The following is a 25573-nucleotide window of genomic DNA, read 5'->3' on the forward strand; positions in this document are numbered from 1 at the left end:
CCCGCAACCTCCGGGTGCGACCTCGGTGGGGCCGCTGCTAACGGCCGCGCAGAACGTTCAGGTGAAGGGTCAGGTGCATATGACGCCCAAGCGCGTCGGGTTATACAACCCCGCGTTCGAGCACGACGCGTGCGGGGTTGCCATGGTCGTCGATATGCACGGCCGTCGTAGCCGCGACATTGTGGACAAGGCAATCACTGCGCTGCTGAACCTCGAACACCGGGGTGCCCAGGGCGCCGAGCCGCGCAGCGGCGACGGCGCCGGCATCATGCTTCAGGTCCCGGACGCCTTCCTGCGCGAGGTCGTGGACTTCGAGCTGCCCCCGGAGGGCAGCTACGCCACCGGCATCGCCTTCCTGCCGCAGTCGGCCAAGGACGCGGCGACCGCGTGTGCCGCGGTGGAGAAAATCGCCGAAGCCGAGGGCCTGACGGTGCTGGGCTGGCGCAACGTGCCGATCGACGACTCGTCGCTGGGCGCGTTGTCCCGCGACGCGATGCCGACCTTCCGCCAGGTGTTCATGGCGGGCGCGTCCGGTATGACGCTGGAGCGCCGCGCCTACGTGGTGCGTAAGCGCGCCGAGCACGAACTGGGCACCAAGGGCCCGGGCCAGGACGGTCCCGGCCGCGAAACCGTATATTTCCCAAGCCTTTCCGGCCGGACGTTCATCTACAAGGGCATGCTGACCACGCCTCAGCTCAAGGCGTTTTACCTTGACCTGCAAGACGATCGGTTGACCAGCGCGCTGGGCATCGTGCACTCGCGGTTCTCCACCAACACCTTCCCGTCGTGGCCGCTGGCGCATCCGTTCCGCCGCGTCGCGCACAACGGTGAGATCAACACGGTCACCGGCAACGAGAACTGGATGCGGGCACGCGAAGCGCTGATAAAGACCGACGTCTTCGGGGCGGAAGCCGACGTCGAGAAGTTGTTCCCGATCTGTACGCCGGGGGCATCCGACACCGCCCGCTTCGACGAGGCGCTCGAACTGCTCCACCTGGGCGGGCGCAGCCTGGCCCACGCGGTGTTGATGATGATCCCCGAGGCCTGGGAACGCAACGAGTCGATGGACCCCGCCCGCCGGGCGTTCTACCAGTACCACGCCTCGTTGATGGAGCCGTGGGACGGCCCCGCGTCGATCACGTTCTCCGACGGAACCATCATCGGCGCCGTGCTCGACCGTAATGGCTTGCGCCCCTCGCGAATCTGGGTCACCGACGACGGCCTGGTGGTCATGGCGTCCGAGGCCGGTGTGCTGGACCTGGAACCGTCCAAGGTGGTCCGCCGGATGCGGTTGCAGCCCGGCCGCATGTTCCTGGTGGACACTGCGCAGGGCCGCATCGTCTCCGACGAGGAGATCAAGGCGGAGCTGGCCGCCGAGCACCCCTACCAGGAGTGGCTGGACAGGAACCTGGTGCCGCTCGACGACCTGCCCCAGGGCAACTACAAGCGGATGCCCCACGACCGACTGGTCAAGCGTCAGCAGACATTCGGCTACACCTACGAGGAACTCAACCTCTTGGTCGCGCCGATGGTGCGCACGGGCGCCGAGCCGATCGGGTCGATGGGCACCGACACCCCGGTCGCGGTGCTCTCGGAGCGGCCCCGAATGCTCTACGACTACTTCCAACAGCTCTTCGCGCAGGTGACCAACCCGCCACTGGACGCCATCCGCGAGGAGGTGGTGACCAGTCTGCAGGGCACCACCGGCGGCGAGCGCGACCTGCTCACGCCGACCGAGCGCTCGTGTCACCAGATCGCGCTGTCGCAGCCTATTCTGCGTAACCGGGAGCTGGCGAAGCTGATCAACCTCGACCCGGAGGACGAGGTCAACGGTCGCCCGCACGGCATGCGCTCCAAGGTGATTCGTTGCCTGTACCCGGTCGCCGAGGGCGGTGCCGGGCTGGCCGCCGCGCTCGAGGAGGTGCGCGCGCAGGCGTCGGCGGCGATCGCTGACGGTGCGCGCGTGATCATCCTGTCCGACCGCGAATCCGACGAGAAGATGGCGCCCATCCCGTCGCTGCTCGCGGTGGCGGGGGTGCACCACCACCTGGTGCGCGACCGGACCCGGACCCACGTCGGGCTGGTGGTGGAAACCGGTGACGCCCGCGAGGTGCACCACATGGCCGCGCTGGTCGGTTTCGGTGCGGCGGCGATCAACCCGTACATGGTGTTCGAGTCCATCGAGGACATGCTCGATCGCGGCGTCATCGAGGGCATCGACCGCCAGACCGCGCTGAGCAACTACATCAAGGCCGCCGGCAAGGGCGTGCTGAAAGTCATGTCCAAGATGGGCATTTCGACGGTGGCGTCCTATACCGGCGCCCAGTTGTTCCAGGCGGTCGGCATTTCCGAGGACGTGCTCAGCGAGTACTTCACCGGCTTGAGCTGCCCCATCGGCGGCATCACCCTGGACGACATCGCCGCCGACGTCGCCGCGCGGCACGCGCTGGCCCACCTCGATCGGCCGGACGAGCGGGCCCACCGCGAGCTCGAGGTCGGCGGGGAATACCAGTGGCGCCGCGAGGGCGAGTACCACCTGTTCAACCCCGAGACCGTCTTCAAGCTGCAGCACGCCACGCGCACCGGCCAGTACAAGGTGTTCAAGGATTACACCCGCCTGGTCGACGACCAGAGCGAGCGAATGGCATCCCTGCGCGGCCTGCTCAAGTTCCGGGCCGGGATCAACCCCCCGATCCCGCTGGACGAGGTCGAGCCCGCCAGCGAGATCGTCAAGCGCTTCTCGACCGGCGCGATGAGCTACGGTTCGATCTCCGCGGAGGCACACGAGACGCTGGCCATCGCGATGAACCGGCTCGGCGGCCGGTCCAACAGCGGTGAGGGCGGCGAAGACGTCAAGCGGTTCGACCGTGACCCCAACGGCGATTGGCGGCGCAGCTCGATCAAGCAGGTCGCCTCCGGGCGGTTCGGCGTCACGTCGCACTACCTGACGAACTGCACCGACATCCAGATCAAGATGGCCCAAGGTGCGAAACCCGGTGAGGGCGGCCAGCTTCCGGGGCACAAGGTGTACCCGTGGGTCGCCGAGGTTCGCCACTCCACCCCGGGTGTCGGCCTGATCTCGCCGCCGCCGCACCACGACATCTATTCCATCGAGGACCTGGCGCAGCTGATCCACGACCTGAAGAACGCCAACCCGTCCGCGCGGGTGCACGTGAAGCTGGTCTCCGAGAACGGCGTCGGCACGGTGGCCGCGGGGGTGTCCAAGGCCCACGCCGACGTGGTGCTGATCTCCGGGCACGACGGCGGCACCGGTGCGACACCGCTGACTTCGATGAAGCACGCCGGGGCTCCGTGGGAGCTGGGGCTTGCCGAGACGCAGCAGACCTTGCTGCTGAACGGCTTACGCGACCGGATCGTGGTCCAGGTCGACGGTCAGCTCAAGACGGGGCGCGACGTGATGATCGCGGCGCTGCTGGGCGCCGAGGAATTCGGCTTCGCCACCGCGCCGCTGGTGGTCTCCGGCTGCATCATGATGCGGGTCTGCCACCTGGACACCTGCCCCGTCGGGGTGGCCACCCAGAACCCGGTGCTGCGCGAACGCTTCACCGGCAAGCCCGAATTCGTCGAGAACTTCTTCATGTTCATCGCCGAAGAGGTCCGCGAATACATGGCGCAGTTGGGCTTCCGCACGCTCAACGAGGCCGTCGGCCAGGTGAAGTCCTTGGACATGACGCTGGCGCGGGCCCACTGGAAGGCGCACCGGCTGGATCTGGCCCCGGTTCTGCATGAGCCGGAATCGGCGTTCATGAACCAGGACCTGTACTGCAGCTCGCGCCAGGACCACGGCCTGGACAAGGCGCTGGACCAGCAGTTGATCGTGATGAGCCGCGAGGCCCTGGACTCCGGAAAGCCGGTGCGGTTCTCCACGACCATCAGCAACGTCAACCGCACGGTGGGCACCATGCTCGGCCACGAGGTCACCAAAGCCTATGGCGGAAAAGGGTTGCCGGACGGAAGCATCGACATCACCTTCGATGGGTCGGCGGGCAACAGCTTTGGCGCGTTCGTACCGCGAGGCATCACGCTGCGCGTCTACGGCGACGCGAACGACTACGTCGGTAAGGGCCTGTCGGGCGGGCGGATCGTGGTCCGGCCGTCGGACGACGCGCCCCAGGACTACGTCGCCGAGGACAACATCATCGGCGGCAATGTGATCCTGTTCGGCGCGACCAGCGGCGAGGCGTACCTGCGCGGCGTCGTCGGCGAGCGGTTCGCGGTCCGTAACTCCGGGGCGCACGCCGTCGTCGAGGGCGTCGGCGACCACGGTTGCGAGTACATGACCGGCGGCAAGGTTGTCGTCCTCGGTCGCACCGGCCGTAACTTCGCGGCGGGCATGTCCGGCGGCGTGGCCTACATTTACGACCCGCAAGGCGAATTCCCAGGCAATCTCAACGCGGAGATGGTCGAGCTCGAGAGCTTGGATGAAGATGACTACGAGTGGTTGCACGGCATGATTCAGGCACACGTTGACGCCACCGATTCGGCTGTCGGCCAGCGCATTCTGGCCGACTGGCCGCAACACCAGCGACACTTCGCCAAGGTGATGCCGCGGGACTACAAGCGGGTGTTGCAGGCCATCGCCGAAGCGGAGCGCGACGGCGTCGACGTTGACAAGGCGATCATGGCGGCCGCGCATGGCTGATCCGAGCGGCTTCCTGAAATACACGCATCGGGAACTGCCGAAGCGTCGGCCTGTCCCGATTCGGTTGCGCGACTGGCGTGAGGTCTACGAAGAGTTCGACAACGAGACCCTGCGCGAGCAGGCGACCCGCTGCATGGACTGCGGTATTCCGTTCTGCCACAACGGTTGTCCGCTGGGCAACCTGATCCCGGAGTGGAACGACCTGGTGCGCAGGGACCGGTGGCGCGACGCCATCGAGCGGCTGCACGCCACCAACAATTTCCCGGACTTCACCGGGCGCCTGTGTCCCGCTCCCTGCGAGCCGGCCTGCGTGCTCGGCATCAACCAGGATCCGGTGACGATCAAGCAGATCGAGCTGGAGATCATCGACAAGGCCTTCGACGAGGGCTGGGTGCGACCGTTGCCGCCGGACGCGAAGACCGGAAAGACGGTCGCCGTGGTCGGTTCCGGGCCGGCGGGTCTGGCCGCCGCCCAGCAGCTGACCCGCGCCGGCCACACGGTCACCGTGTTCGAGCGGGCCGATCGCATCGGTGGACTGCTGCGCTACGGCATCCCGGAATTCAAGATGGAAAAACGCGTCCTGGACCGCCGGCTGGACCAGATGCGGGCCGAGGGAACCGAATTCCGGGCCGGGGTCAACGTCGGAGTCGACATCACCGCCGAGCAACTGCGCGCCGACTTCGATGCCGTGGTGCTGGCCGGCGGTGCCACCGCCGCGCGTGATCTGCCGATCCCCGGCCGTGAGCTGGACGGGATCCACCAGGCGATGGAATACCTGCCGTGGGGTAACCGCGTGCAGGAGGGCGACGACGTGCTCGGGCCCGACGGGGAGCCGCCGATCACCGCCAAGGACAAGAAGGTCGTCATCATCGGGGGCGGCGACACAGGGGCCGACTGCCTGGGCACCGCGCATCGCCAGGGTGCGACGATCATCCACCAGTTCGAGATCATGCCGCGACCGCCGGAGACGCGCGCCCCGTCCACCCCGTGGCCGACCTACCCGCTGATGTACCGGGTCTCCTCGGCGCACGAAGAGGGCGGCGAGCGGGTGTTCTCGGTCAACACCGAGGAATTCGTCGGCGAAGACGGTCACGTGACGGCGCTCAAGGCGCACGAGGTGACCATGCAGGACGGCAAGTTCGTCAAGGTGGAGGGCTCCGAGTTCGAACTCGAGATCGACCTGGTGTTGCTGGCGATGGGATTCGTCGGGCCCGAGAAGGAGGGGCTGCTCACCGACCTCGAGGTGAAGCTCACCGAGCGCGGCAACGTCGCCCGCGGCGCCGATTTCGACACGTCGGTGCCGGGCGTCTTCGTCGCCGGTGACATGGGGCGTGGCCAGTCGCTGATCGTCTGGGCGATAGCTGAGGGCAGGGCCGCCGCGGCCGCGGCGGACCGATTCCTGATGGGGTCGACCGCGCTGCCAGCGCCGGTCAGGCCCACCGCGGCGCCGCTGCAGTAGTAACACCAGTCACACCAGAAACACGCACGGCCTCGCTCGGCGAGTCTCCCACTGTTTGCCAGGCGCTGGGTGTCTAATAACCCGTTGTGAGCCCGCTCACATGGGGGTCACGCCGGTTTCCCGGTTGAACGACCGATCGCAGGAGAGATTCTTGTGCATATTCACCCATTACCTCGGACACGGATGGGGCGAATCGCCTGGTCATGGTTGCGTCACCCGGTGAAAAGTCGTGAGTTTCCCGCCAAGCACGAGCGTCTGGTAACCGCCCAGGACTTGCTGCTCTTCGGTGCGTGATCGCCAGGCCGACGTCCTTACCGGCGTACGGCGGGTTTGCTCAGAGTGCGCCCGGCGGGATTGTCGCTGGCCGACCCGGGATGCGCCCCGAAAGCGGCCTCACCGGTCCCATAGACCCGAGTCGCGGATCGCCTCGGCGAGCGGCTCCAGCACAGCCGGGTCGTGCGGCGGCGGCAGGTAGACGATGCCCAGATCTAAGCCTTCGGCGGCCAGCCCGGCGGCGTCCGCGATGACCTTCCCGTAATCGAGATCCGGCTCCAGCCGCAGGTGGGCGGAGAGCGTGATCTCCTTCGGGTCGCGGCCGATGTCCGCGCAGTGCGAGGCCAGCACGTCACGCTTGTGGGCGAAAACGTCGGGCGGACCGCCGACGAAATTCCAGTGCTGGGCGTAGCGGGCGGTGATGCGCAGGGTGCGCTTCTCCCCACTGCCGCCGATGCAGATCGGCGGGTGCGGCCGCTGCGGACCCTTCGGTTCGTTGCGCGCGCCCTTGAGCTGGTAGAACTTGCCGTCGAAATCGGTGGTCTCCTGGCTGAGCAGGCTGGTCAGCACCTCGCACGCCTCTTCGAAACGGTCGAAGCGTTCCTTGATGCTGCCCAGCTCGATGCCGTAGGCGCCGGACTCCTCCTCGTTCCAGCCGGCGCCGATGCCCAGTTCGAGCCGCCCGTTCGAGATGATGTCGAGCGCGGCCGCCATGTTGGCCAACACCGCGGGATGGCGATAATGGATCCCGGTCACCAGGGTGCCCACCCGCAGCCGTTTGGTGGCCTGCGCGAGCGCGGTCAACGTCGTCCAGCCCTCCAGGCAGGGCCCGCTGCTGTCGGAGAAGATCGGATAGAAGTGGTCGAAGGTCCACCCGGACTCGTAGACCTCGATGTCATCGGCCGCTTGCCAGACGGCCAGCATCTGTGCCCAGGTGGTGTTCTGCGGAGAAGTCTTGAACGCGAATCGCATGCCAACGACGTTAGCCGGTGTTTATGAAGGGCAACTAAACTCAAGCCCGCGATGACTTGTGACTCCCTCGGAACAGACACCAAGATCACCCTGCTGGCGGCGGGCCTGATCTTCCTGCTCGCGCTGATCCTGGGCGTGTGGAAATACCGGGAGATGATGACGTCCGAGAATCACCTTGCGCATCCCTACGTCGACATCGCCCACCGGGCGGCGCTGCTGTATTCGTTCGCGACGCTGCTGCTCGCGGTCTTCGTGCAACTGAGCGCCTGGCCGGTGTGGGTGAACCTGACGGCCGCAGGCGTGGTCGTCTTCTTTTTCGTGGCGGCCATCCTGGCCTACATCGTCCACGGGGCGCGGCGTGACACCGTCAACCAGTTCGAGAACGCCGACGGGCGAACCGCGATGGCGATGGCGTTGCTGATCGCCGGGGAGATCGGCGGGTTCGGTGTGCTGCTCGCCGGGTTCGTCGCCGGCCAGTTCTGGTGAGCCGTGAGGTCTCGCGGTGACCTGCGGCGCCCGCCTTCGCCGCGCTTGCAATCACCGCGCGGGCAGACTGGGGTCATGGATCCGGTAGCGGCGTTACGGCAGATCGCCTATTTCAAGGACCGGAGCCGCCACGACCCCAGGCGCGTGATGGCGTACCGCAACGCGGCCGACATCATCGAGGGCCTCGACGAGGCGAGCCGGGAGCGTCACGGCCAGGCCAACAGCTGGCAGTCGCTGCCGGGGATCGGTCCCAAAACGGCCAAGGTCATCGACCAGGCGTGGTCCGGTCGCGAACCCGACCTGCTGGTCGAACTGCGCTCCACCGCCGAGGATCTCGGTGGCGGCGACATCCGTTCCGCGCTGCGCGGCGACCTGCATCTGCACTCCAACTGGTCGGACGGCTCGGCGCCGATCGAGGAGATGATGGCGTCCGCGGCGGCGCTGGGACACGAGTACTGCGCGCTGACCGACCACTCGCCGCGGCTGACCATCGCCAACGGCCTCTCGCCGGAGCGGTTACGCAAACAGCTCGACGTGATCGACGGCCTGCGGGAGAAGTTCGCGCCGATGCGCATCCTGACCGGGATCGAGGTCGACATCCTCGACGACGGCAGCCTCGATCAGGAACCCGAGTTGCTGGAGCGCCTCGACGTGGTGGTGGCCAGCGTGCATTCCAAGCTGTCGATGGATGCCCCGGCGATGACGCGGCGCATGCTGCGCGCCGTGGCCAATCCGCACGCCGACGTGCTGGGTCACTGCACCGGCCGGCTGGTGTCGGGGAATCGCGGCATCCGGCCGGAATCCAAATTCGATGCCGAGGCGGTGTTCACCGCGTGCCGCGATCACGGCACCGCGGTGGAGATCAACTCCCGGCCCGAGCGCCGCGATCCGCCGACCCGGCTGCTGAACCTGGCGCTGGAGATCGGGTGCGTGTTCACCATCGACACCGACGCCCACGCGCCCGGCCAGCTGGATTTCCTGGGTTACGGCGCCCAGCGCGCGCTGGACGCGGGCGTCCCCGTCGACCGGATCGTGAACACCTGGCCGGCCGAGCGGCTGCTGGAGTGGACCGGCGCCAATTAGTCCGGTAGGTGCGGCATTTCGAAGCCAGGGTCGCGGCCCAGCAGCACCGCGGGCGTGAGCGCCGACTTGCCGTAGCGGCGGCGCACCCGGTCGATGGCCGCGTCGATGTCGTCGCCCGGATGCTTCGGCTCGCCGAAGGGCAGCATCAGCTGCTGGGCGCCGCTGCGGTCGATGCCCGACACCGCGAACCCGACCAACGTCAGGCCACGCTGCGCGATGAGTGGCGCGGCGTCGGCGACCAGCCGGCGCGCGGCGGCCAACAGCGGCGCGGTGGACGACGTGGCCCACGGCAAGGTGTGCGACCGGGTCACGCGGGTGAAGTCGGCGAACCGCAGCCGCAGCACCACCGTGCGACCGGTGCGCCCGGCGGCGCGCATGCGACCGGTGATGCGGTCGATCAGGTTGACCACCACGGCGTCGATCTCGTTGGGCGACATGGTGTTTCCGGCGCGGCCCAAAGCGCGCTGCGCGCCGACGGATCGGCGACGGACGCCGGTGGTCACCCGCCGGCGGTCGATGTTGCGCGATAACGCCCACAGCTGGCGACCCATCGCGCCGCCGACCATGGAGGCCAGCGCGGACTCGCTGAGCTCGGCGACGTCGGCGACGGTCACGATGCCGTGCGCGCGCAGCTTCTCGGCCGTCACCGCGCCTACACCCCAGAGCCGGCGCACCGGCAGCGGCCGCAGGAAGGTCAGCTCCTGATCGGGCGGCACCAGCAGCAGCCCGTCCGGCTTGGCCTCCTGGCTGGCGACCTTGGCGAGGAACTTCGTGCGGGCGACGCCGACGGTGATCGGCAGCCCGACGCGGTCGCGCACGTCCGCCCGCAGGCGCTCGGCGATCGCGACCGGCGTGCCGCTGACCCGGCGCAGGCCGCCGACATCGAGGAAGGCCTCGTCCACCGACAGCGCCTCGACGATCGGGGAGCAATCGCGGAACACCTCGAAGACGGCGTCACTGGCGTGCGAGTAGGCGCTCATCCGCGGGGGCACCACGACGGCCTGCGGGCACAACCGCCGGGCCTGGGATCCGCTCATGGCGGTGCGTACGCCGTAGGCCTTGGCCTCGTAGCTCGCCGCCAGCACCACACCGCCGCCCACGATCACCGGGCGGCCACGCAAGGTCGGGTCGTCGCGCTGTTCGACGGACGCGTAGAAGGAGTCGAGGTCCGCGTGCAGGATGGACGCATCGCACCGCACGAACATATGTTCGCACAGGGCGCCGACAAGCGGTCGTCAGCAGGCGTCGCCGTAGACGCTGCTCACCCAGATGTGCACCAGCGTGTCGAGCAGCTGCTCGCTGGGCACCGACGGTCGCCCGCCGGCGAACGCGCTCAGCATGACCTTTTCGTTGAGTAGGTTCAGCGCCGCGGACAGGTTGCGGGCCGGCAGCGTCACCGGCGCGGCGCCGCGAGCGCGCTCGGCTTCGATCACGGTGGTGATGTGGTCGACCCATTTCTCCATGAAGCGTGACCACAGGTCGTCGACGTCCTTGTTGCTGCGCGCGGCGTCGGCGGCCAGTGACACCGCGCGATGCGCCCCGAAGGTCTCGACGAACACGTTGATCCCGATGCGCCACAACGCTTTCAGGTCGGCCGGCGGGTTGGCGACCAGGGTCTCCAGCGCGGAGTCTGCCTCCATGATCACGCGCTCGAAGAGGGTGAGCAGCACCGCATCCTTCGACGGGAAATAGAAGTAGAACGTCGGCCGGGACAGGCCGGCGCCCTTGGCCAGGTCGTCGACGGAGATGTCGGCGAGCGGGCGGTCCCGCAGCAGCTGCTCGGCGGTGGACAGGATGGCCAGTTCACGGTCGTCGCCGGACGGGCGCGCCGAACGCCTGCCTCGGTGGGTGCGGGCGGAACCGACGGTAGTCACGGCCGCCACTTTACACGTTGTCGAAAGTTTCGACACGGTGTTGACTAGTTCAACACGGTGTTGATAGCGTGGCCGTCATGACTGAGCATCTTGACGTCCTCATCGTGGGCGCCGGTATCTCCGGCGTGAGCGCGGCCTGGCACCTGCAGGAACGCTGCCCGACAAAGAGCTACGCCATCCTCGAACGCCGCGCCGACCTGGGCGGGACATGGGACCTGTTCAAGTACCCGGGCATCCGGTCGGACTCGGACATGTTCACCCTGGGCTTCCGGTTCAAGCCCTGGCGCTCGGCGAAGTCGATCGCGGACGGGGCCTCGATCAAGGCCTACATCAAGGAGGCCGCGGTCGAGAACAAGATCGAGCCGAATATCCGCTACCGGCATCGGGTGGTGGCCGCCGACTGGTCCGACACCGACAACCGCTGGACCGTGACCGTCGAGAGCGACGGCCGGCAGAGCGAGATCACCTGTTCGTTCCTGTTCGCCTGCACCGGCTACTACAACTACGACGAGGGGTTCTCGCCGACCTTCCCGGGCTCGAACGACTTCGGCGGAACGATCGTCCACCCGCAGCACTGGCCCGAGGACCTCGACTACGCCGGCAAGCGGATCGTCGTCATCGGCTCCGGTGCCACCGCGATCACCCTGATTCCGGCCCTGGTGAACTCGGGCGCGGGTCACGTGACGATGCTGCAGCGCTCGCCGACCTACATCGGCTCGCTGCCCGGGGTCGATCCGTTCGCCGAGAAGGCCAACCGACTGCTGCCCGACCACCTCGCGCACATGGCCAACCGCTGGAAAGCCATCGCGTTCAGCACCTTCCAGTACCAGCTGTCCCGTAAGGCCCCGGGCTACATGCGCAAGACGCTGATGACGATGGCGCAGCGGCGCCTGCCCGAGGGCTACGACGTCGAAAAGCACTTCGGCCCGCGCTACAACGTCTGGGACGAGCGGTTGTGCCTGGCCCCCGACGGCGACTTCTTCCGGACCATCCGGCACGGCAAGGCCGACGTCGTCACCGACACCATCGACCGGTTCACCAAGACCGGCATCAAGCTCACCTCGGGTGAGGAACTGGCTGCCGACATCATCGTCACCGCAACGGGATTGAACATGCAGCTGCTGGGCGGCGTGCAGCCGACCCGCAACGGCGAGGACGTCGACCTGACCTCACTGATGACCTACAAGGGCCTGATGTTCTCCGGCATGCCGAACTTCGCCATCACCTTCGGCTACACCAACGCGTCCTGGACGCTGAAGGCCGACCTGGTCTCCGAGTTCGTCTGCCGGTTGCTGAACTACATGGATACCAACGGTTTTGACTTCGTGGAGCCGCAGCATCCGGGCAAGGACATCGACGAGCTACCCTTCATGGACTTCACCCCCGGCTACTTCAGGCGTTCGATGCACCTGCTGCCCAAGTCGGGGTCGCGCGCGCCGTGGCGGCTCAAGCAGAACTACTTCATCGACATGCGCACGATCCGGCGCGGCAGGGTCGACGACGAAGGCTTGAAGTTCGCGAAAAAGCCTGCCCCGGTAGCGGTTTAGCGAATCACTCGCCCACGGCGACGACGACGATCCCGTCGTCGTCGCTATAGGCGATCTCACCCGGCACGAACGTCACCCCGCCCAGGGTGACCTCGACGTCGCGCTCGCCGGCACCGGTCTTGGTGCTCTTGCGGGGATTGGTGCCCAACGCCTTGACGCCGATGTCCATGTCGCGCAACGTGGCCGAGTCGCGCACCGCGCCGTTGACGATGAGCCCCGCCCAGCCGTTGGACCGGGCCAGCTCGGCGATGACGTCGCCGACCAGCGCGGTGTGCAGGGAGCCGTCGCCGTCGATGACCAGGACCCCGCCGCCGCCCGGTTCCGAGAGCACCGATTTCAGCAACGCATTGTCCTGAAAGCACCGCACGGTGCTGATCGGCCCGGCGAATTCGGCCCGCCCGCCCAACTGGCGGAATTGCACGTCGCAGCTGCGTACGTCGGGGCCGATGCTGTCTACGAGGTCGGCCGTCGGCCGGAATGACACCGTCACTTCTGCCACGTTAGATGCTTGCCGCTCAGCGGCGACGCAGCTGGCGGATGAGCAGGATGGCCAGCAGGCTGACGGCCAGGGCAACGATCAGCGGCACTGGAGACTGGCCCACCGCCGGGCCCGGGATCGCGGGAGAGACCGGGTTGTTGGCGGCCTCCACGGTGGATTTCGCCTGTGCGGCAGCATCTTTGGCGGCGGCCGTCAGGTCGCCGTTGGTTTCGGCCCGCTGCTGCACGTCGAGCGGTTGCGCGGCGGGTGGTTTAGGGGGCGCGGGTTCGGCGTTCTTTGCCGGCACCTTCTTGGCGGGTGCCTTCTTGGCCGGCGCCTTTTTGGCGGGCGCCTTTTTCGCAGGTGCCTTTTTGGCCGGCGCTTTTGCGATCTTTTTCGCCGCCTTGGCGGGCGGCTTCTTCTCCGGCGGAGTGCCGGCGCCGTCGGGTGCGCTGTTCGTCGGGTCCTGCGGGTCTGCCATGCGGCCGCTCCTTGAGCTTCCTGTGTCGTCGTTCGCCTAGCTCAGTGGGTTCAAGGTCCCATCATGCCAGGAGGCGTCGCGGCGCCTCCGGCACCGGTCGGCGGCCCCGCTCTCACCGCCCGCGCCGCGCCGCCCACCACGTACCGGCGGCGACGAGAACCACCGCGACCGCCACGAATGGCCACACCGGGAGCGCGCCGCCGCCGTCCGGGCCGGCCACGGGTGGACCGGGCGTGCCGGTGCCGGGCACCGTGAGCCGAAACGACCAGGATCCGGACACCACATGGCCGTCGGCCGACGTCACCCGGTAGTTGACCGTGTACGTCCCGGCCGGCCCGAGTGCACGCAGGGCGATGCCGACCACCGCGCCCTGCACCGTGGGCTCTCCGGTGGACCACACGTTGCCGTCGGGCCCGACCACCGTCATGGCCGCGAACGTGGTTTGCAACTGCTCGTTGAAGGTGGCGCTCACCCGCTGCGGGCCGGCCGCGAGCACGGCATCGGCCGCGGGATCGGCGGAGACGCGGGTGGCGTGCGCGCCGGCGGCCGGTGCGGTCAGCGTGGCGATCGTGAACATGAGGCCCACGCACGCGCCGAGCGCCAGGCGCCTCATGTCCGTCGGCGGATCAGCGCGATCGCGACGCCGGCAGCGGCGACCACCAGGGCCGCGCCGCCCAGCAGCCGGGCGGCGTTGTCGGCCGCGTTCGACCGTGCGGCGGCGGGCGCGGACGAGGGTGGCCCGTGATGTTGGTGCGGGCCCGAGGGGCCGGCGGCGAGGGTGAGCATGGGCACCGGGTGCTCCGGCTCGCTCCCGTCGGGCAGCGGCGACTGGTCCCATTTCACGAAGGTTCCGTCCGCGTAGGTCTGCGTGGCGGGGAAGCTGACGGTATCGGTGTCGGGCAGCTTCACCGACAGCCGGAACAGCCCGAATTGATCTGGCCCGATCCCGCCGGTGAGGTTGGCCGTCCACGTCACCGAGCGCACGGTGCCCGACGTGGCGTCCCGGTCGAGCTTCGCCGTCCAACCCGGCAGGCTTTCGGTGCGGGCCGATGCGACGTTGGGAAGCGTGACGGTCAGCGCGGTGGTGAGCGCCCCGGTGTTCGATTCGTTGGGCACCTGGAACGTGACGATCGCCATGGCCCCGCGCACCGCGTTGTCGCTGCTGGCGTGCACGTGCGCCCAGGCGGCGGGGGTCTGGGCCGCCGATCCGAGATAGAGGGCGGCGGCCGCGGTGACCGCGATCAGGGTGCGCGAGATCCACCTGTCGGGAGTTGCCATGCGGGGGCGCTGCCTTCCGTGCGGGTGATCAGCTCAGGCCGAGGCGGGCCATCAGGTCCGCCTCGATCCCGTCAAGCTGCGACGAGATCGCGGCGTGGGCCGCGCGCCGCCGCGCGGCCGGCATGTTCTCCGCGGCGGTGACCGCCGCCGACAAATCGCTGAGCCGTTCGGCGATGGCGGAGACGAACTGCTTGGTCTCGGCATCCTTGGGCTTCTTGTCCTGAACCATCCGCAACGACTTCTCCGCCCCGGCGATGCGGGCAGACAACTCGGCCCCATGGCCGGAGAACTGGCCGATCTGGGCCAGCGGAATGCCGAGCTGATCGGCGCGACGCTGATCGATCAGCGCGCGGGCCGCGACGGCCGCGCGGTAGATCAGCGGAGTGAGGATCGGCGCGAGCAGCCGAGACACCGTCAACACCCGGCGGATTCGTGTCGGTGAGAAGATCTTGCCCTCCCGCGCGGCTTTGAGTTCGGCCTCGGCGACTTTCAGCGCGTTGCGGTCGCTGTCGCGTTGGGCCTTGATCTGCGCGCGCAGCGCCTTGTTCTCCGCCCGTTGTGCGGATTTGGCGCGGCGAACCTCGTTTTTCGCGGCCAGCTTGGCCTCGAGCTTCGCGCGGGCCTTGATCGCGCGGGCTTCGGCGCGACGCGTCGCGCGGCTCTTTCGCTTGCGGAACAGGCCCATTCCCGGCCGCCTCCCGGTTATCTCGTGGACTATCGCTCTCGCGGTTGCGCGATCCGCTGAGCCAACCCTAATCGGAATGGGCGGGCGGCAGCCCTCCAGGGCAGGCCCGGCGGCCGGTGTGAGGCGCGGACGTCAGGCGTCCAGGTGCTCGGCCCGACGCAACTCGTTGACCCGTTCCATGACCTCACGCTGCGCCTCGGGGGACAGCTCGGCCGTGCGCACCGCGATGCGGCGCACATTGTCGTCGCGCGTCGTGGCCAGCCACGACAACTCCTTGTCGAGCTTCTCGTAGTACTCGTCGTCGGTGAAGTAGGCCGACTTGATTCGGAAGAAGTTGGCGAGAGCGGCCATGGTCGCCGTCGACGGGTTGGTGCGGTTGCCGGAACGCAGCTGAGAGAGGTACGGAGCCGACATCGTTATGCCCTCCGCCTTGAGCGCCGCGATCACTTCCGCGGAGGTGTGCGGACCGCGTCCGGGGGGATACACCGTGTCGAACAGGCGGTTCAGGCGAGCAGCGAACGTCGTGCTCATTGATATGACCTCCACTGGGCTGTAGAAGTGAACTATTACCTAGGTGTATTTGCTGATCATGGTAGCGAGGCTTGGTGACCCTAACCAGGTGCAAACCCCAGGGGATTCCCGACCGGCATAGCTGACGCCCGCCACCTCCCCACTTGACGAGCGTCTAACTGATTCGCTGGGGTGTCTACTAAATCGGTGAAACTCACAGGTTATCCGCAGAATTGGACATGCGTTCCGAAGTGGCGGGCGGACGGCCTGCTGACGGGCGCGATAATATGCCGGGTCGTGCTGGGAAATCACACCGCAACGGGCCGGCGAGCCGGGCCGATTGAGCACACCCTTTGCTGCCGAGTGCGAAAACGGCCCCGTTGACTGCCGCGCTGCCCGGCAGACGGCTCCCGGACACCAGCGGTCGAGGGGGCGTTAACTTAGCCGGTTTGCGGTGGTCCGGCGCCGATTTGCCGTGACGGTTCTGCGGCCCCGCCACGTCTGCGCGACCGCGATTGCGGCAACGGTCATCGCCGCGGCGACGGTCACGGCGACGGCAACCCAGCGCCAGCCCAAGGCGCTGTCGAACAGCATCCACAACCCGAACGTTGCGAACAGCAGGCTGGCGGCGACGTGCAGCAGCTTTTCCGGCAGGCGCCGATGCAGCAGCCGTCCCGCGGCGATCGCCAGACCGTCGGCCAGCACCATGCCCAGCGTCGAGCCGATCCACACCCCGACCCAGTCGTGGTGGCTGGCCAACGTCACCGTCGCCAGGGCGGTCTTGTCGCTCATCTCGGCGAGCGCGAAAGACGACACCACGGTGAGGAAGGCGAATCGCGGTTCGCGCGGCTGCGACACCGTCCCGTCGGTGGCCGCGCCCTCGCGCCAGGCCCACACCGCGAACGCGAGGAAGGCGAGGGCCGACGCGAAGGCCAGCGGCCGGGCCGGCAGGGCAGCGCCCAAGAAATGTCCGATCGTCACCGAAACCCCGTGCACCGCGAACGCGGCGAGCGCCACCCCGGTCAGCACCACCCACCACCGGTAGCGCAAGGCGTAGGTCATGGTGATCAGCTGGGATCTGTCACCGAGTTCGGCGACGAACACCACTCCCAGGGTCAACAGGGTGGCGGCGAGCATGTTGGGGGACCTTTCGACGCGTCGTCGACGGCCGCGGAAGTCGTCGAACTCCGGTCGAAGGTCTCGCCCACCGGGTGAACCGGTTCGCCGGCCGGGCTGTGCGCCAGTATGTCGACTCGACGATTGGGGGCTACTCCCCTTCGCTAACGGTCCCAGATTAATGGGCCCATTCGGCGTCCGCCAGCGCGACAACGGATTTCGGCCAGCCGCATTTCTGGGATTCGAGACCCGAACTGTGCTCGGGCATTTCGCTTATGCGGCGAGCAGCATTGCCAGTATTGCCGTATCGGGGTGGCTGATCGGGTCGACACCGACCCGGCTCACCATCGAGGTGATGGTGCCGTCGGCTTCCGCTTCCACCCACGCCGCCCGATGCTCGAGTCCGAGATAGGGCAATCCGGGCAGCAATACGCACCCGGATGCCGCCCCGTTGCATTCCGGCAGTGACGGCGTGGTTTCCGAGGGAGGGTGCAACATGAGTAATGCCGGCGGCTGATGCTCTGCGAAATAGCCCGGCTGAATGGCTGAATCACCGAAAACCGTGCCCTCGGCCAGCACCAGTCCCACCGTGCCCGGCGCGGGCTCGTCCGGCAGTTCCTCGCGGGCTCCGAAGACCGTTGTGGTGGAGAGCAATCCGGGCAAGGATGCGATCCGGACCGCGACCATGAGCAGCTGGGCCCATTCTTTGGTCGAATCTGGCCACCGCCCGGAGATCACGAATCCTTTCAAGGCGCCACGTGAATGGAACGGGGAAACCCCGATAGGCCGATCCGCCCCTGTTTCCATTTTCGACCTCCGCGCGACGCCTCCACTTGGAATAACCACACTGGTAAGTCCGAATAATTAAGCATGCCTGCGGCTTAGGCGCCGTGCAACATTGACACGGTCCGGGGCGCAATCGTTGTCACGCGGTCGATCAAGGGTCGGACAAACGACGGGGGCGCCGCGCAACCGCGCGACGCCCCTGCCGATCGAAATGAAAGTCAGCCGAAAATCAGGCCCTGAGTTTTCGAGGCCGCGGCTGCGTACCGCTTCTGCACGTCCGCCCAGTTGACGACGTTCCAGAACGCCTTGACGTAGTCCGCCTTGACGTTCTTGTACTGCAGGTAGAAGGCGTGCTCCCACATGTCGACCTGCAGCAAGGGGATGATGCCGAGCGGAACGTTGGCCTGCTGGTCGTAGAGCTGGAAGGTCAGCAGTCGACTGCCGAGGGTGTCGTAACCCAGGACCGCCCAGCCCGAGCCCTGCAGCCCGTTGGCCGCCGCGCTGAACTGTGCGCGGAATCGGTCGAAGGATCCGAATGCGTCGTCGATCGCCGCGGCCAATTCGCCGGTCGGCTTGTCGCCGCCGTCCGGCGACAGGTTCTTCCACCAGATCGAGTGGTTGACGTGGCCGCCCAGGTGAAAGGCGAGGTTCTTTTCGTTCAGGAAGATCGCAGCGTGGTCCTCGTTGGCGCGGGCCTCTTCGAGCTTGGACAGAGCGTCGTTCACGCCTTTGACGTACGTGGCGTGGTGCTTACTGTGGTGGATCTCGTTGATCTGCCCCGAGATGTGCGGTTCCAACGCTGCATAGTCCCAGTCCAAGTCGGGCAGGGTGTATTCAGCCACGGCATTCCTTTCTTCGATTATCGTCTTGACGCTCAGTCGCGCGGGGTCGCCTCACGGCGGCCGACCGTTATCAACCCTGCTCCATGACCGCGCGCTCCGCAAGAATGACCCTTGTGAGCCGGAACGCGGGTACCCGCTCAGCGGCGTTTCAAGACAAGACGATGACCGCGAGCACCGCGAGCAACGCCAAGGCGATCAACCCGGCGCGCAGCGCGGCAATGCTGTAGCTGTGATTCCACGCCGGCGAGCCGCAGTACGACTTCGACGGGCCCGATGAACCCGGACCGAACGAATGCGTGGCCATCAATCGCCTTTCACCCCCCGGTCACCTCGCGTCAGTGAGGTGAGTCACAAACACTTTTCGCGAACGCGATCATAGCGCTTTGTGGCGAGCTTGAGAAATACGGCGCTGAGCTGGGGTGGGCGAGGGGGCAAGGCGCTGAACGTCCAGTGCGGCCGCGGCATGCATCGTCGGACGACGCGCGGTGGGTGAGGGTGTTCAGTGACGCCATTCGTTTCGCTCAACGACCGGTTTCGGGCTGTCGATGGCATGCCTGCGATTCCGGGGTGTTATCCACAGTTACACCACGGTCAGCCGCCAGAGGCTGTAGTGATGCGTTCTATACCCAGTGGGTGTATGTGGATAAACCTGTGGAAACTGTGGATAGTCGTTGGCGCCTCCGTCGGTTGCCCGAGCCCGCTCGGATGGGCGCCGATCGCGGGTCCCGCGCGGCGCCCGGCCCGGTGTCCCTCGGCCCGCCGGGGGGCGGCGTTAGTCTGGTCCGGTGATCCAGGTGTGCTCCCAGTGCGGCACGCGCTGGAACGTGCGTGACCGACAACGAGAATGGTGTCCGCGCTGCCGCGGGGCCCTGATGGCGCCCGCGCAGGACGCCCCGCCGGCCGACCCGCGATGGGGTGCGCCCGCCGCCCCGACGCAGGTTCGCCGCTCGGCGACGACGGGGTGGCAGCGCACGCCGCCGCGACTGCCGCCCGGCTACCGCTGGATTGCGGTACGGCCGGGCGCCGCGCCGCCGACACGACGCGGCCGCCGTCCCCTCGGGCCTACGCCGCGGTACGCCGTCATACCGCGGTGGGGCTTGTCCGACCGGGTCGAGCAGGCGCCCGCGGCCGCGGAAGCAGCCGCGCACCCGGGGCCGCCGGCGCAGATCGTCCGCACCACGTCCTTCGTCAGCGTGCTGGTGCTCAGCATCGCCGCCCTGGTGTACGTGGTGCGGTACCTGCTGCTGGTGGTCAACCGAAACAGCTTGCTGAACACGTGGGTGGCCCTCGGGGCCGACTGGCTCGGCGTGCTCGCCAGCGTGGGCGCGTGGGCCGCGCTGATCGCCTCCGGCGTGGCGCTGATCCGCTGGATGATCGCCCGTCGCGCCGCCGTGTTCGCCCATCATGGTCTGCCCGAGCAGCGCTCCACTCGTGCGCTGTGGGCCGGCTGCGTGGTGCCGCTGGCCAACCTGCTCTGGGCCCCGGTGTACGTGATCGAGCTGGCGCTGCTCGAAGAGCATTACGCCCGGCAGCGGCGCAACATCCTTCAGTGGTGGGGCGCGTGGGTGTGCAGCTACGCCGTGTCCATCGCGGCCATCGCGACCAGCTTCGCCACCGACGCCCAAGGCATCGCCAACAACACCGTCCTGATGGTCTTCGCGTATCTGTTCGCGGCCGCCACGCTGGCCGCGGCCACCCGTGTCTTCGAGGGATTCCAGCGCAAACCCGTCGCCCGGCCCGCGCATCGCTGGGTCGCGGTTCCCGACGACGGGCGCGCGGCCCCGGCGTCGGCCGCCCCAGTTGAGTTGAAGGGGCAGGACCCGGCAGCATAGGGGTATGACGTGGGCCGACGAGGTGCTCGCCGGGCATCCCTATGTCGTCGCCCATCGCGGCGCGTCGGCCGCGCGGCCCGAGCACACGCTGGCCGCCTACGACCTTGCGCTGAAAGAAGGCGCCGACGGCGTGGAATGCGATGTGCGCTTGACCCGCGACGGCCACCTGGTGTGCGTGCACGACCGCCGGCTGGACCGCACCTCGACCGGCGCCGGCTTGGTCAGCACGATGACCCTCGCCGAATTGCGCGAACTCGAGTACGGCGCGTGGCACGACAGCTGGCGAGAAGACGGCGCGCACGGCGACACCAGTTTGCTCACGCTGGACGCGCTGATGTCGCTGGTGCTGGATTGGCATCGGCCGGTGAAGCTGTTCATCGAAACCAAGCACCCGGTCCGGTACGGCTCGCTGGTGGAAACCAAGCTGCTGGCGTCGCTGCACCGGTTCGGCATCGCCGCGCCCGCCTCGGCGGACCGGTCCCGCGCGGTGGTGATGTCGTTCTCGGCGTCCGCGGTCTGGCGGATCCGGCGGGCAGCGCCGCTGCTGCCGACGGTGCTGCTCGGCAAGACCGCGCGCTATCTGACCAGCGGCGCGCCCACCGCCATCGGCGCAACTGCTGTCGGGCCCTCGCTCACCACGCTGAAGGAATATCCCCAACTGGCCGACCGCGCCATCGCCCAGGGCAGGGCGGTCTACTGCTGGAACGTCGACGACTACGAAGACATCGACTTCTGCCGCGATGTCGGGGTGGCCTGGCTCGCCACCCACCATCCGGGCCGCACCAAGGCCTGGCTGCACGGCAACCGCGCGGGCGAGGGCGGCGGTTAGGCCGACCGCTATTGCTGTTCGTCCGATGGGGGTAAGGGAGCGTCGGACGCCAACGACTGGAACAACTGCGCGGCCTCGTCGTGATTCCACACCACCACCGACCCGGCGTCACCGCTGGTGAACTGGCCGATCGGGACGGTCATGGTGGTTGTCGACCCGTGTAGTGCCCAGCCGAGCCGGGCCAGATCCCAGACGTGGTCACCCCGGTCGACGGTCAGGGCGTCGGCGGCCGCGCGCGGCACCGAAAACCAGCGCCACGGATTGAGCCACACCGCGGGACTGGCGGCCCGACGCAGCAGCGCCGCCACGAACTGCCGTTGATTGACCATCCGGTCCAGATCCGCCCGCGGGGTGTCGCGCGACCTGACATAGCCGAGCGCGTTGCGGCCGTTGAGGGTCTGGCAACCCGCCGGCAGCTCGATGCCGGCTAACGGATCGTTGAACGCCGTCTTGGGGCACACCGTCACCCCGCCGAGCGCGTCCACCAGCGCGGCGAACCCGCCGAACCCGATCTCGGCGTAATGGTCGAGGCGCAGCCCGGTGGCCTGCTCCACCGTCTGGACCAGCAGCCGCGCGCCACCCATCGCGAACGCGGCGTTGATTTTGTCCTTGCCGTGACCCGGGATCGGCACGTAGGAATCACGCGGTATCGACACCATGGTCGTCGGCACTGCGGCGCCGACGCCCGGCACGTGAACTAGCAGGATCGTGTCGGTACGGCCGTTACCGATGTCGCCGCCGGTGGCCAGATCCTGCTGCTGCTCGGCGCTGAGCCCCTGGCGGCTGTCCGACCCGACGATCAGCCAGTTGGCGCCCACCCCGGCCGCGGGGCGGTCGGGGTAGTCGGCGAGCACCTGCTCGCGGTGCAGCTTGTTGTCGAACCACGCCGCCCCCGCGACGATGCCCGCGCCGATCAGCAGGAGGCCCACCAGCAGCACCGACACCACCGTGCGGACCCAGCGGAACCGGCGCCGCCTGCGGGACGTGCGCGGCGCCCGCGGCCGGGGCGGCGGAACACGGGATGCCGGGGCAGCGGCGGCGGGGGGCGTCGGGTGGTGCAGCGGCTGCGTCTGCGCGGTCGGCGATACCGGCGGGCCGCCCGGGCGGCGGATCACCTGCGGCGGCTCCGGACGCGGTTGTCCGGGACGCGGCGGTGCGGGCGGGCTCCCCCCGGGGGGCCGCCGGCGTTGCGATGAGCGGTCGCCGTTCACCCGGTTAACGTACGTGCCCGGCGCTCGGGCGTGCCGGTACGGCGCGATCGGGCTACCCGCGCGCGCGAAGTCCGTTGATGAACGGGCATCCCATCAGCACCCGGATGGCCTGGCTGAGGCCGGTCATGTCGTCGACCGGTTTGTGGAAGGGCAGCCGGACGTCGTGATCACGGTCATCGCCCTCGACACGGAACCGGACGCCGTAGCGGTCCAGGCCCAGCGGTCGCACGTGGCCGCGCCGCAGCGGCGCCGGCAGCCTGGACACCAGTCGCGCCAGGACATCGCTGTGGGCGGTGTCCAGGTGCCACAGCAGGCTCGACTCGAGCGCGCAGAACGGGTCGGGCCGGGCATCCAGCAGGTCGCCCACGCTGACCGGCTCCGCGCCGGTGGCGTCGGTGACGACCACCGAGGCGATCTCGAGCCGCAGCAGCGTGTAGCGCGGTCCATGGCCGTTGGCGGGTGCACAGCGCGGGGTGTCGACGCCCAGCAGCGCCGGATTAGGGCATTCGGCGGCGATCAGGTCGAGGGTGTCGAGGATCTCGCTCGGGTGCACCTCCTCGAGGTGCCCGCGAACCCAGACCAGCGAACGGACCGGTTCCCGCAGCGGAAGCGGCGCGTAGTCGGTCAGCTCGAGCAGCGCCTGGGACCCCGAGATGGGGCGTTCGAGCTCGCCTGCCCGTTCGACGGGGACCGCCAGCGCGACGGATCCGTCGCGCATCAGGTGATGCACCGGGGTGGCGACCGGGTCGTCATGCTCGATGGCCAGCAGCGCTCCACTGGCGCGGACACAGGCGCTGCGAATGCGTTCGGCGGTGGTCGGGGCGGGGCAGCTCAGCGGTAACACCATTCTCATCCTTCGATTAGGTAAGCCTAAGTTAACTCACGGGCGGTGGCGTCGCAAGGGTTTCCTGGCCTGCACGCCGCTAGGGTTGGGACGTGGCCCGCATTGCTTACCTCGGTCCGGAGGGGACGTTCACGGAGGCGGCGCTGCGACAGATCACCGCCGCCGGCCTGGTACCCGGGCAAGGCGGAGGAGTGGAACCCTCGCCCGTCGAAAGCACCTCCGCGGCGCTGGACGCCGTGCGCGCCGGCGCGGTCGACTACGCCTGCGTCCCGATCGAGAACTCGATCGACGGTTCGGTGACGCCCACCTTGGACAGCCTGGCCATCGGCTCACCCCTGCAGGTGTTCGCCGAAACCACCCTGGACGTCGCGTTCAGCATCGTCGTCAAACCGGGCCGCAGCGCGGCGGACGTGCGGACGCTGGCGGCCTTCGGCGTGGCGGCGGCCCAGGTGCGAAAGTGGGTGGCCGCCAATCTGGCCGATGCCAAGCTGCGGCCCGCGTATTCCAACGCCGAGGCCGCCCAGCAGGTGGCCGAGGGACACGTCGACGCCGCGGTGACCTCGCCGCTGGCCGCCACCCGCTGGGGGCTGGACACCCTGGCCGAGGGCGTCGTCGACGAATCCAACGCCCGCACCCGCTTCCTTCTGGTCGGCCGGCCGGGGGCGCCGCCGGCCCGCACCGGAGCCGACCGCACCTCGGTGGTGCTGCGCATCGACAACGCGCCCGGCGCGTTGCTGGCCGCGCTCGCCGAATTCGGCGTCCGTGGCATCGACCTGACGCGCATCGAATCCCGGCCGACCCGAACCGGACTCGGCACCTACCGGTTTTTCGCCGACTGTGTCGGCCACATTGACGACGACGCCGTCGCCGAGGCACTCAAGGCGCTGCACCGTCGTTGTGCTGATGTGCGATACCTGGGGTCCTGGCCCACCGGCTCACCCGCCGGAGCGTTGCCGCCGTCGGCCGACGAGGGCGCGCGCTGGCTGGCGCAGCTGCGGGACGGGGAGCCCGGCGAGCGGGGGTGGCAGCGGTGAGCGGGCGGCTGATCCTGGTGCGACACGGCCAGTCATTCGGAAACGTCGAGCGCCGGCTCGACACGCGGCCGCCGGGGGCGGAGCTGACCCCGTTGGGCCGCGACCAGGCTCGCGCGTTCGCCCGCGGGTCGGGACGGCCGGCGATGCTCGCGCACTCGGTGGCCACCCGGGCCTTGCAGACCGCCGCCGTGATCGGGGACCAGGTCGAGATGCCGCCCATCGAGGTGCCGGGCGTCCACGAGGTCCAGGTCGGGCGGCTGGAAAACCGCAACGACGACGACGCGGTCGCCGAGTTCAACGCGATCTACGAGCGTTGGCACCGCGGCGAACTCGACGTCGCGCTCCCCGGTGGCGAAACCGGCAGCGAGGTGCTGGACCGGTACGTCCCGGTGCTCACCGACCTGCGCCTGCGCTATCTCGACAACCACGACTTCCACGGCGACATCGTTCTCGTCAGCCACGGCGCGGCGATCCGGCTGGCCGCCGCCGTGCTGGCCGGGGTGGAGGCCGACTTCGCGCTGGACAACCATCTGGACAACACCCAATCGGTGGCGTTGACACCGATCACCGACGGGCGCTGGAGCTGCGTGCGCTGGGGAACCTTGACGCCGCCGTTCTACCCGGAGGAAGAGGCGACGCCGGTCGCGGACGCGGTGCGGTCAAGCGGCGATCCGATGGGCTGACCTCTCGGTCAGACGGCCAGCGCGATTACCTCGGTGCAGGTGCAGCCGACGGCGTCGCAGTCGATGACGAAGGCGTGCGGCAGCAACTCAGGGGTGAAGCAGTCCGGCTCCGTGCACTCCGACCGGTGCAGTGCGTGGCGAATGATGGTGCCGTGACAGTGATCCAAGCCTGCCCGGCAGTCGCGGCAGTCAGTGCTCATAGCTGAGTTCATAGCACCCGGCGCGGACAAATCCGGGATGCCGCGCCCGGGGCGTGCGAGGTTCTCAGGCCCAGCCGAGCTCGTGCAGCCGGTCGTCGTCGATGCCGAAGTGGTGAGCGATTTCGTGGATCACCGTGATGGCCACCTCCTCGACGACCTCGTCCTCGGATTCGCACACGTCGAGCAGTGCCTCGCGGTAGATCGTGATGGCATCCGGCAACGAGCCGAAGTAGTCGGAGTCGCGTTCGGTCAGCGCCACCCCCTCGTACAGCCCGAGCAGTTCGGCGTCCTCGGGATGGCGGCCTTCGACCAGTACGACGACGTTGTCCATGGCGGCCGCCAGCTCGGGCGATCGACAGCCCGATTCCGCGCGACGCGCCGGTGATGATCGCGGTGCGGCCGGCTGC

General features: G+C 68.4%; 25 protein-coding genes and 1 pseudogene. 9 read left to right on the plus strand and 17 right to left on the minus strand.

What is annotated here, in order from left to right:
* Nucleotides 1–79 precede the first annotated feature (79 nt).
* On the plus strand, nt 80–4663 hold the full coding sequence (gene gltB, locus A5708_RS07035) for a glutamate synthase large subunit (RefSeq protein WP_065027956.1): 4584 nt from the start codon (nt 80–82) through the stop codon (nt 4661–4663).
* Nucleotides 4656–6122 carry a glutamate synthase subunit beta gene (locus tag A5708_RS07040; protein ID WP_065027936.1) on the plus strand — a complete coding sequence of 489 codons (1467 nt, stop codon included), beginning with the start codon at nt 4656–4658 and terminating at the stop codon, nt 6120–6122. Before gltB ends, A5708_RS07040 begins: the two co-directional genes overlap by 8 nt.
* Before the next feature lie 393 nt (nt 6123–6515).
* Here the strand turns inward: A5708_RS07040 and A5708_RS07045 are convergent, their stop codons facing one another.
* On the minus strand, nt 6516–7367 hold the full coding sequence (locus A5708_RS07045) for an LLM class F420-dependent oxidoreductase (protein WP_065027937.1): 852 nt from the start codon (nt 7365–7367) through the stop codon (nt 6516–6518).
* Nucleotides 7368–7418: 51 nt separating this feature from the next.
* Between A5708_RS07045 and A5708_RS07050 the strand changes: the two genes are divergently transcribed.
* Nucleotides 7419–7853, plus strand: coding sequence for a hypothetical protein (locus A5708_RS07050; protein WP_065027938.1), 435 nt, complete (start codon nt 7419–7421; stop codon nt 7851–7853).
* Nucleotides 7854–7928: 75 nt separating this feature from the next.
* On the plus strand, nt 7929–8936 hold the full coding sequence (locus A5708_RS07055) for a PHP domain-containing protein (protein ID WP_065027939.1): 1008 nt from the start codon (nt 7929–7931) through the stop codon (nt 8934–8936).
* On the opposite strand, the gene dinB is transcribed toward A5708_RS07055, so the two are convergent.
* Together dinB and A5708_RS07065 are read right to left on the minus strand one after the other, a co-directional pair.
* A complete protein-coding gene (gene dinB, locus A5708_RS07060; RefSeq protein WP_065027940.1) occupies nt 8933–10141 on the minus strand; it encodes a DNA polymerase IV in 1209 nt (402 codons plus the stop codon). The two genes, A5708_RS07055 and dinB, sit on opposite strands and share 4 nt — an antisense overlap.
* 30 nt (nt 10142–10171) lie before the next feature.
* A complete protein-coding gene (locus A5708_RS07065; RefSeq protein WP_065027957.1) occupies nt 10172–10810 on the minus strand; it encodes a TetR/AcrR family transcriptional regulator in 639 nt (212 codons plus the stop codon).
* A gap of 77 nt (nt 10811–10887) precedes the next feature.
* On the opposite strand from A5708_RS07065, the gene A5708_RS07070 reads away from it, so the two are divergent.
* Entirely contained in the window at nt 10888–12357 is a 1470-nt protein-coding gene (locus A5708_RS07070; protein ID WP_065027958.1) for a flavin-containing monooxygenase, read from the plus strand.
* Nucleotides 12358–12361: 4 nt separating this feature from the next.
* Here A5708_RS07070 and rraA read toward each other — a convergent pair whose 3' ends face one another.
* From rraA to A5708_RS27160, 10 genes are all read right to left on the minus strand, one after another.
* On the minus strand, nt 12362–12847 hold the full coding sequence (gene rraA, locus A5708_RS07075; RefSeq protein WP_065027941.1) for a ribonuclease E activity regulator RraA: 486 nt from the start codon (nt 12845–12847) through the stop codon (nt 12362–12364).
* Nucleotides 12848–12872: 25 nt separating this feature from the next.
* Nucleotides 12873–13316 carry a nucleoid-structuring protein H-NS gene (locus A5708_RS07080; protein ID WP_065027942.1) on the minus strand — a complete coding sequence of 148 codons (444 nt, stop codon included), beginning with the start codon at nt 13314–13316 and terminating at the stop codon, nt 12873–12875.
* Nucleotides 13317–13428: 112 nt separating this feature from the next.
* Complete coding sequence (locus A5708_RS07085; RefSeq protein WP_065027943.1) at nt 13429–13929, minus strand: copper resistance CopC family protein; 501 nt, start codon at nt 13927–13929, stop codon at nt 13429–13431.
* Nucleotides 13926–14594 carry a YcnI family protein gene (locus A5708_RS07090; RefSeq protein ID WP_065027944.1) on the minus strand — a complete coding sequence of 223 codons (669 nt, stop codon included), beginning with the start codon at nt 14592–14594 and terminating at the stop codon, nt 13926–13928. Before A5708_RS07090 ends, A5708_RS07085 begins: the two co-directional genes overlap by 4 nt.
* A gap of 28 nt (nt 14595–14622) precedes the next feature.
* Complete coding sequence (locus A5708_RS07095; RefSeq protein WP_065027945.1) at nt 14623–15279, minus strand: DUF6474 family protein; 657 nt, start codon at nt 15277–15279, stop codon at nt 14623–14625.
* Between the two features lie 132 nt (nt 15280–15411).
* Nucleotides 15412–15810 carry a hypothetical protein gene (locus A5708_RS07100; protein WP_007771864.1) on the minus strand — a complete coding sequence of 133 codons (399 nt, stop codon included), beginning with the start codon at nt 15808–15810 and terminating at the stop codon, nt 15412–15414.
* 414 nt (nt 15811–16224) lie between these two features.
* The gene (locus tag A5708_RS07105) at nt 16225–16926 is read right to left on the minus strand and encodes a TMEM165/GDT1 family protein (protein ID WP_065027946.1); all 702 of its coding nucleotides are present in this window, start codon (nt 16924–16926) and stop codon (nt 16225–16227) included.
* A gap of 252 nt (nt 16927–17178) precedes the next feature.
* On the minus strand, nt 17179–17712 hold the full coding sequence (locus tag A5708_RS07110; RefSeq protein ID WP_065027947.1) for a peptidase: 534 nt from the start codon (nt 17710–17712) through the stop codon (nt 17179–17181).
* Between the two features lie 197 nt (nt 17713–17909).
* Entirely contained in the window at nt 17910–18533 is a 624-nt protein-coding gene (locus A5708_RS07115; RefSeq protein WP_065027948.1) for a superoxide dismutase, read from the minus strand.
* Nucleotides 18534–18681: 148 nt separating this feature from the next.
* Nucleotides 18682–18837: a hypothetical protein gene (locus tag A5708_RS27160; protein WP_196772557.1), complete on the minus strand. Its 156-nt coding sequence runs from the start codon at nt 18835–18837 to the stop codon at nt 18682–18684.
* A gap of 481 nt (nt 18838–19318) precedes the next feature.
* Here A5708_RS27160 and A5708_RS07120 point away from each other — a divergent pair, with 481 nt between their 5' ends.
* Together A5708_RS07120 and A5708_RS07125 are read left to right on the plus strand one after the other, a co-directional pair.
* Complete coding sequence (locus A5708_RS07120; RefSeq protein ID WP_081292847.1) at nt 19319–20365, plus strand: DUF4328 domain-containing protein; 1047 nt, start codon at nt 19319–19321, stop codon at nt 20363–20365.
* Nucleotides 20366–20369: 4 nt separating this feature from the next.
* On the plus strand, nt 20370–21194 hold the full coding sequence (locus tag A5708_RS07125; RefSeq protein ID WP_065027950.1) for a glycerophosphodiester phosphodiesterase: 825 nt from the start codon (nt 20370–20372) through the stop codon (nt 21192–21194).
* 8 nt (nt 21195–21202) lie between these two features.
* On the opposite strand, the gene A5708_RS07130 is transcribed toward A5708_RS07125, so the two are convergent.
* Both A5708_RS07130 and A5708_RS07135 read right to left on the minus strand, forming a co-directional pair.
* Entirely contained in the window at nt 21203–22405 is a 1203-nt protein-coding gene (locus A5708_RS07130; protein WP_065027951.1) for an LCP family protein, read from the minus strand.
* Between the two features lie 52 nt (nt 22406–22457).
* On the minus strand, nt 22458–23252 hold the full coding sequence (locus A5708_RS07135) for a DUF2470 domain-containing protein (protein WP_065027952.1): 795 nt from the start codon (nt 23250–23252) through the stop codon (nt 22458–22460).
* An 89-nt stretch (nt 23253–23341) separates the two neighbouring features.
* On the opposite strand from A5708_RS07135, the gene pheA reads away from it, so the two are divergent.
* Nucleotides 23342–24283, plus strand: a complete 942-nt coding sequence (gene pheA, locus A5708_RS07140; protein WP_065027953.1) for a prephenate dehydratase — start codon at nt 23342–23344, stop codon at nt 24281–24283.
* Nucleotides 24280–24966 carry a histidine phosphatase family protein gene (locus A5708_RS07145; RefSeq protein ID WP_065027959.1) on the plus strand — a complete coding sequence of 229 codons (687 nt, stop codon included), beginning with the start codon at nt 24280–24282 and terminating at the stop codon, nt 24964–24966. Before pheA ends, A5708_RS07145 begins: the two co-directional genes overlap by 4 nt.
* Nucleotides 24967–24974: 8 nt before the next feature.
* Here A5708_RS07145 and A5708_RS07150 read toward each other — a convergent pair whose 3' ends face one another.
* Together A5708_RS07150 and A5708_RS07155 are read right to left on the minus strand one after the other, a co-directional pair.
* On the minus strand, nt 24975–25166 hold the full coding sequence (locus A5708_RS07150) for a hypothetical protein (protein WP_065027954.1): 192 nt from the start codon (nt 25164–25166) through the stop codon (nt 24975–24977).
* 6 nt (nt 25167–25172) lie between these two features.
* A pseudogene (locus tag A5708_RS07155) lies at nt 25173–25573 on the minus strand (metallopeptidase family protein); the annotation flags it as partial.

Source organism: Mycobacterium colombiense (assembly GCF_001672755.1).
Taxonomy (GTDB): domain Bacteria; phylum Actinomycetota; class Actinomycetes; order Mycobacteriales; family Mycobacteriaceae; genus Mycobacterium; species Mycobacterium colombiense_C.

Excerpts from the sequence above, each read along its gene's own strand:
- A5708_RS07090 (WP_065027944.1), bottom strand. The coding sequence starts at position 14,594 with ATGGCAACTCCCGACAGGTGGATCTCGCGCACCCTGATCGCGGTCACC.
- A5708_RS07125 (WP_065027950.1), top strand. The coding sequence starts at position 20,370 with ATGACGTGGGCCGACGAGGTGCTCGCCGGGCATCCCTATGTCGTCGCC.
- A5708_RS07135 (WP_065027952.1), bottom strand. The coding sequence starts at position 23,252 with ATGGTGTTACCGCTGAGCTGCCCCGCCCCGACCACCGCCGAACGCATT.
- A5708_RS07150 (WP_065027954.1), bottom strand. The coding sequence starts at position 25,166 with ATGAGCACTGACTGCCGCGACTGCCGGGCAGGCTTGGATCACTGTCAC.
- gltB (WP_065027956.1), top strand. The coding sequence starts at position 80 with ATGACGCCCAAGCGCGTCGGGTTATACAACCCCGCGTTCGAGCACGAC.
- A5708_RS07070 (WP_065027958.1), top strand. The coding sequence starts at position 10,888 with ATGACTGAGCATCTTGACGTCCTCATCGTGGGCGCCGGTATCTCCGGC.
- A5708_RS07080 (WP_065027942.1), bottom strand. The coding sequence starts at position 13,316 with ATGGCAGACCCGCAGGACCCGACGAACAGCGCACCCGACGGCGCCGGC.
- A5708_RS07045 (WP_065027937.1), bottom strand. The coding sequence starts at position 7,367 with ATGCGATTCGCGTTCAAGACTTCTCCGCAGAACACCACCTGGGCACAG.
- A5708_RS07100 (WP_007771864.1), bottom strand. The coding sequence starts at position 15,810 with ATGAGCACGACGTTCGCTGCTCGCCTGAACCGCCTGTTCGACACGGTG.
- A5708_RS27160 (WP_196772557.1), bottom strand. The coding sequence starts at position 18,837 with ATGGCCACGCATTCGTTCGGTCCGGGTTCATCGGGCCCGTCGAAGTCG.
- A5708_RS07055 (WP_065027939.1), top strand. The coding sequence starts at position 7,929 with ATGGATCCGGTAGCGGCGTTACGGCAGATCGCCTATTTCAAGGACCGG.
- dinB (WP_065027940.1), bottom strand. The coding sequence starts at position 10,141 with ATGTTCGTGCGGTGCGATGCGTCCATCCTGCACGCGGACCTCGACTCC.
- A5708_RS07095 (WP_065027945.1), bottom strand. The coding sequence starts at position 15,279 with ATGGGCCTGTTCCGCAAGCGAAAGAGCCGCGCGACGCGTCGCGCCGAA.
- A5708_RS07085 (WP_065027943.1), bottom strand. The coding sequence starts at position 13,929 with ATGAGGCGCCTGGCGCTCGGCGCGTGCGTGGGCCTCATGTTCACGATC.
- A5708_RS07040 (WP_065027936.1), top strand. The coding sequence starts at position 4,656 with ATGGCTGATCCGAGCGGCTTCCTGAAATACACGCATCGGGAACTGCCG.
- A5708_RS07105 (WP_065027946.1), bottom strand. The coding sequence starts at position 16,926 with ATGCTCGCCGCCACCCTGTTGACCCTGGGAGTGGTGTTCGTCGCCGAA.
- A5708_RS07050 (WP_065027938.1), top strand. The coding sequence starts at position 7,419 with ATGACTTGTGACTCCCTCGGAACAGACACCAAGATCACCCTGCTGGCG.
- A5708_RS07110 (WP_065027947.1), bottom strand. The coding sequence starts at position 17,712 with ATGGAAACAGGGGCGGATCGGCCTATCGGGGTTTCCCCGTTCCATTCA.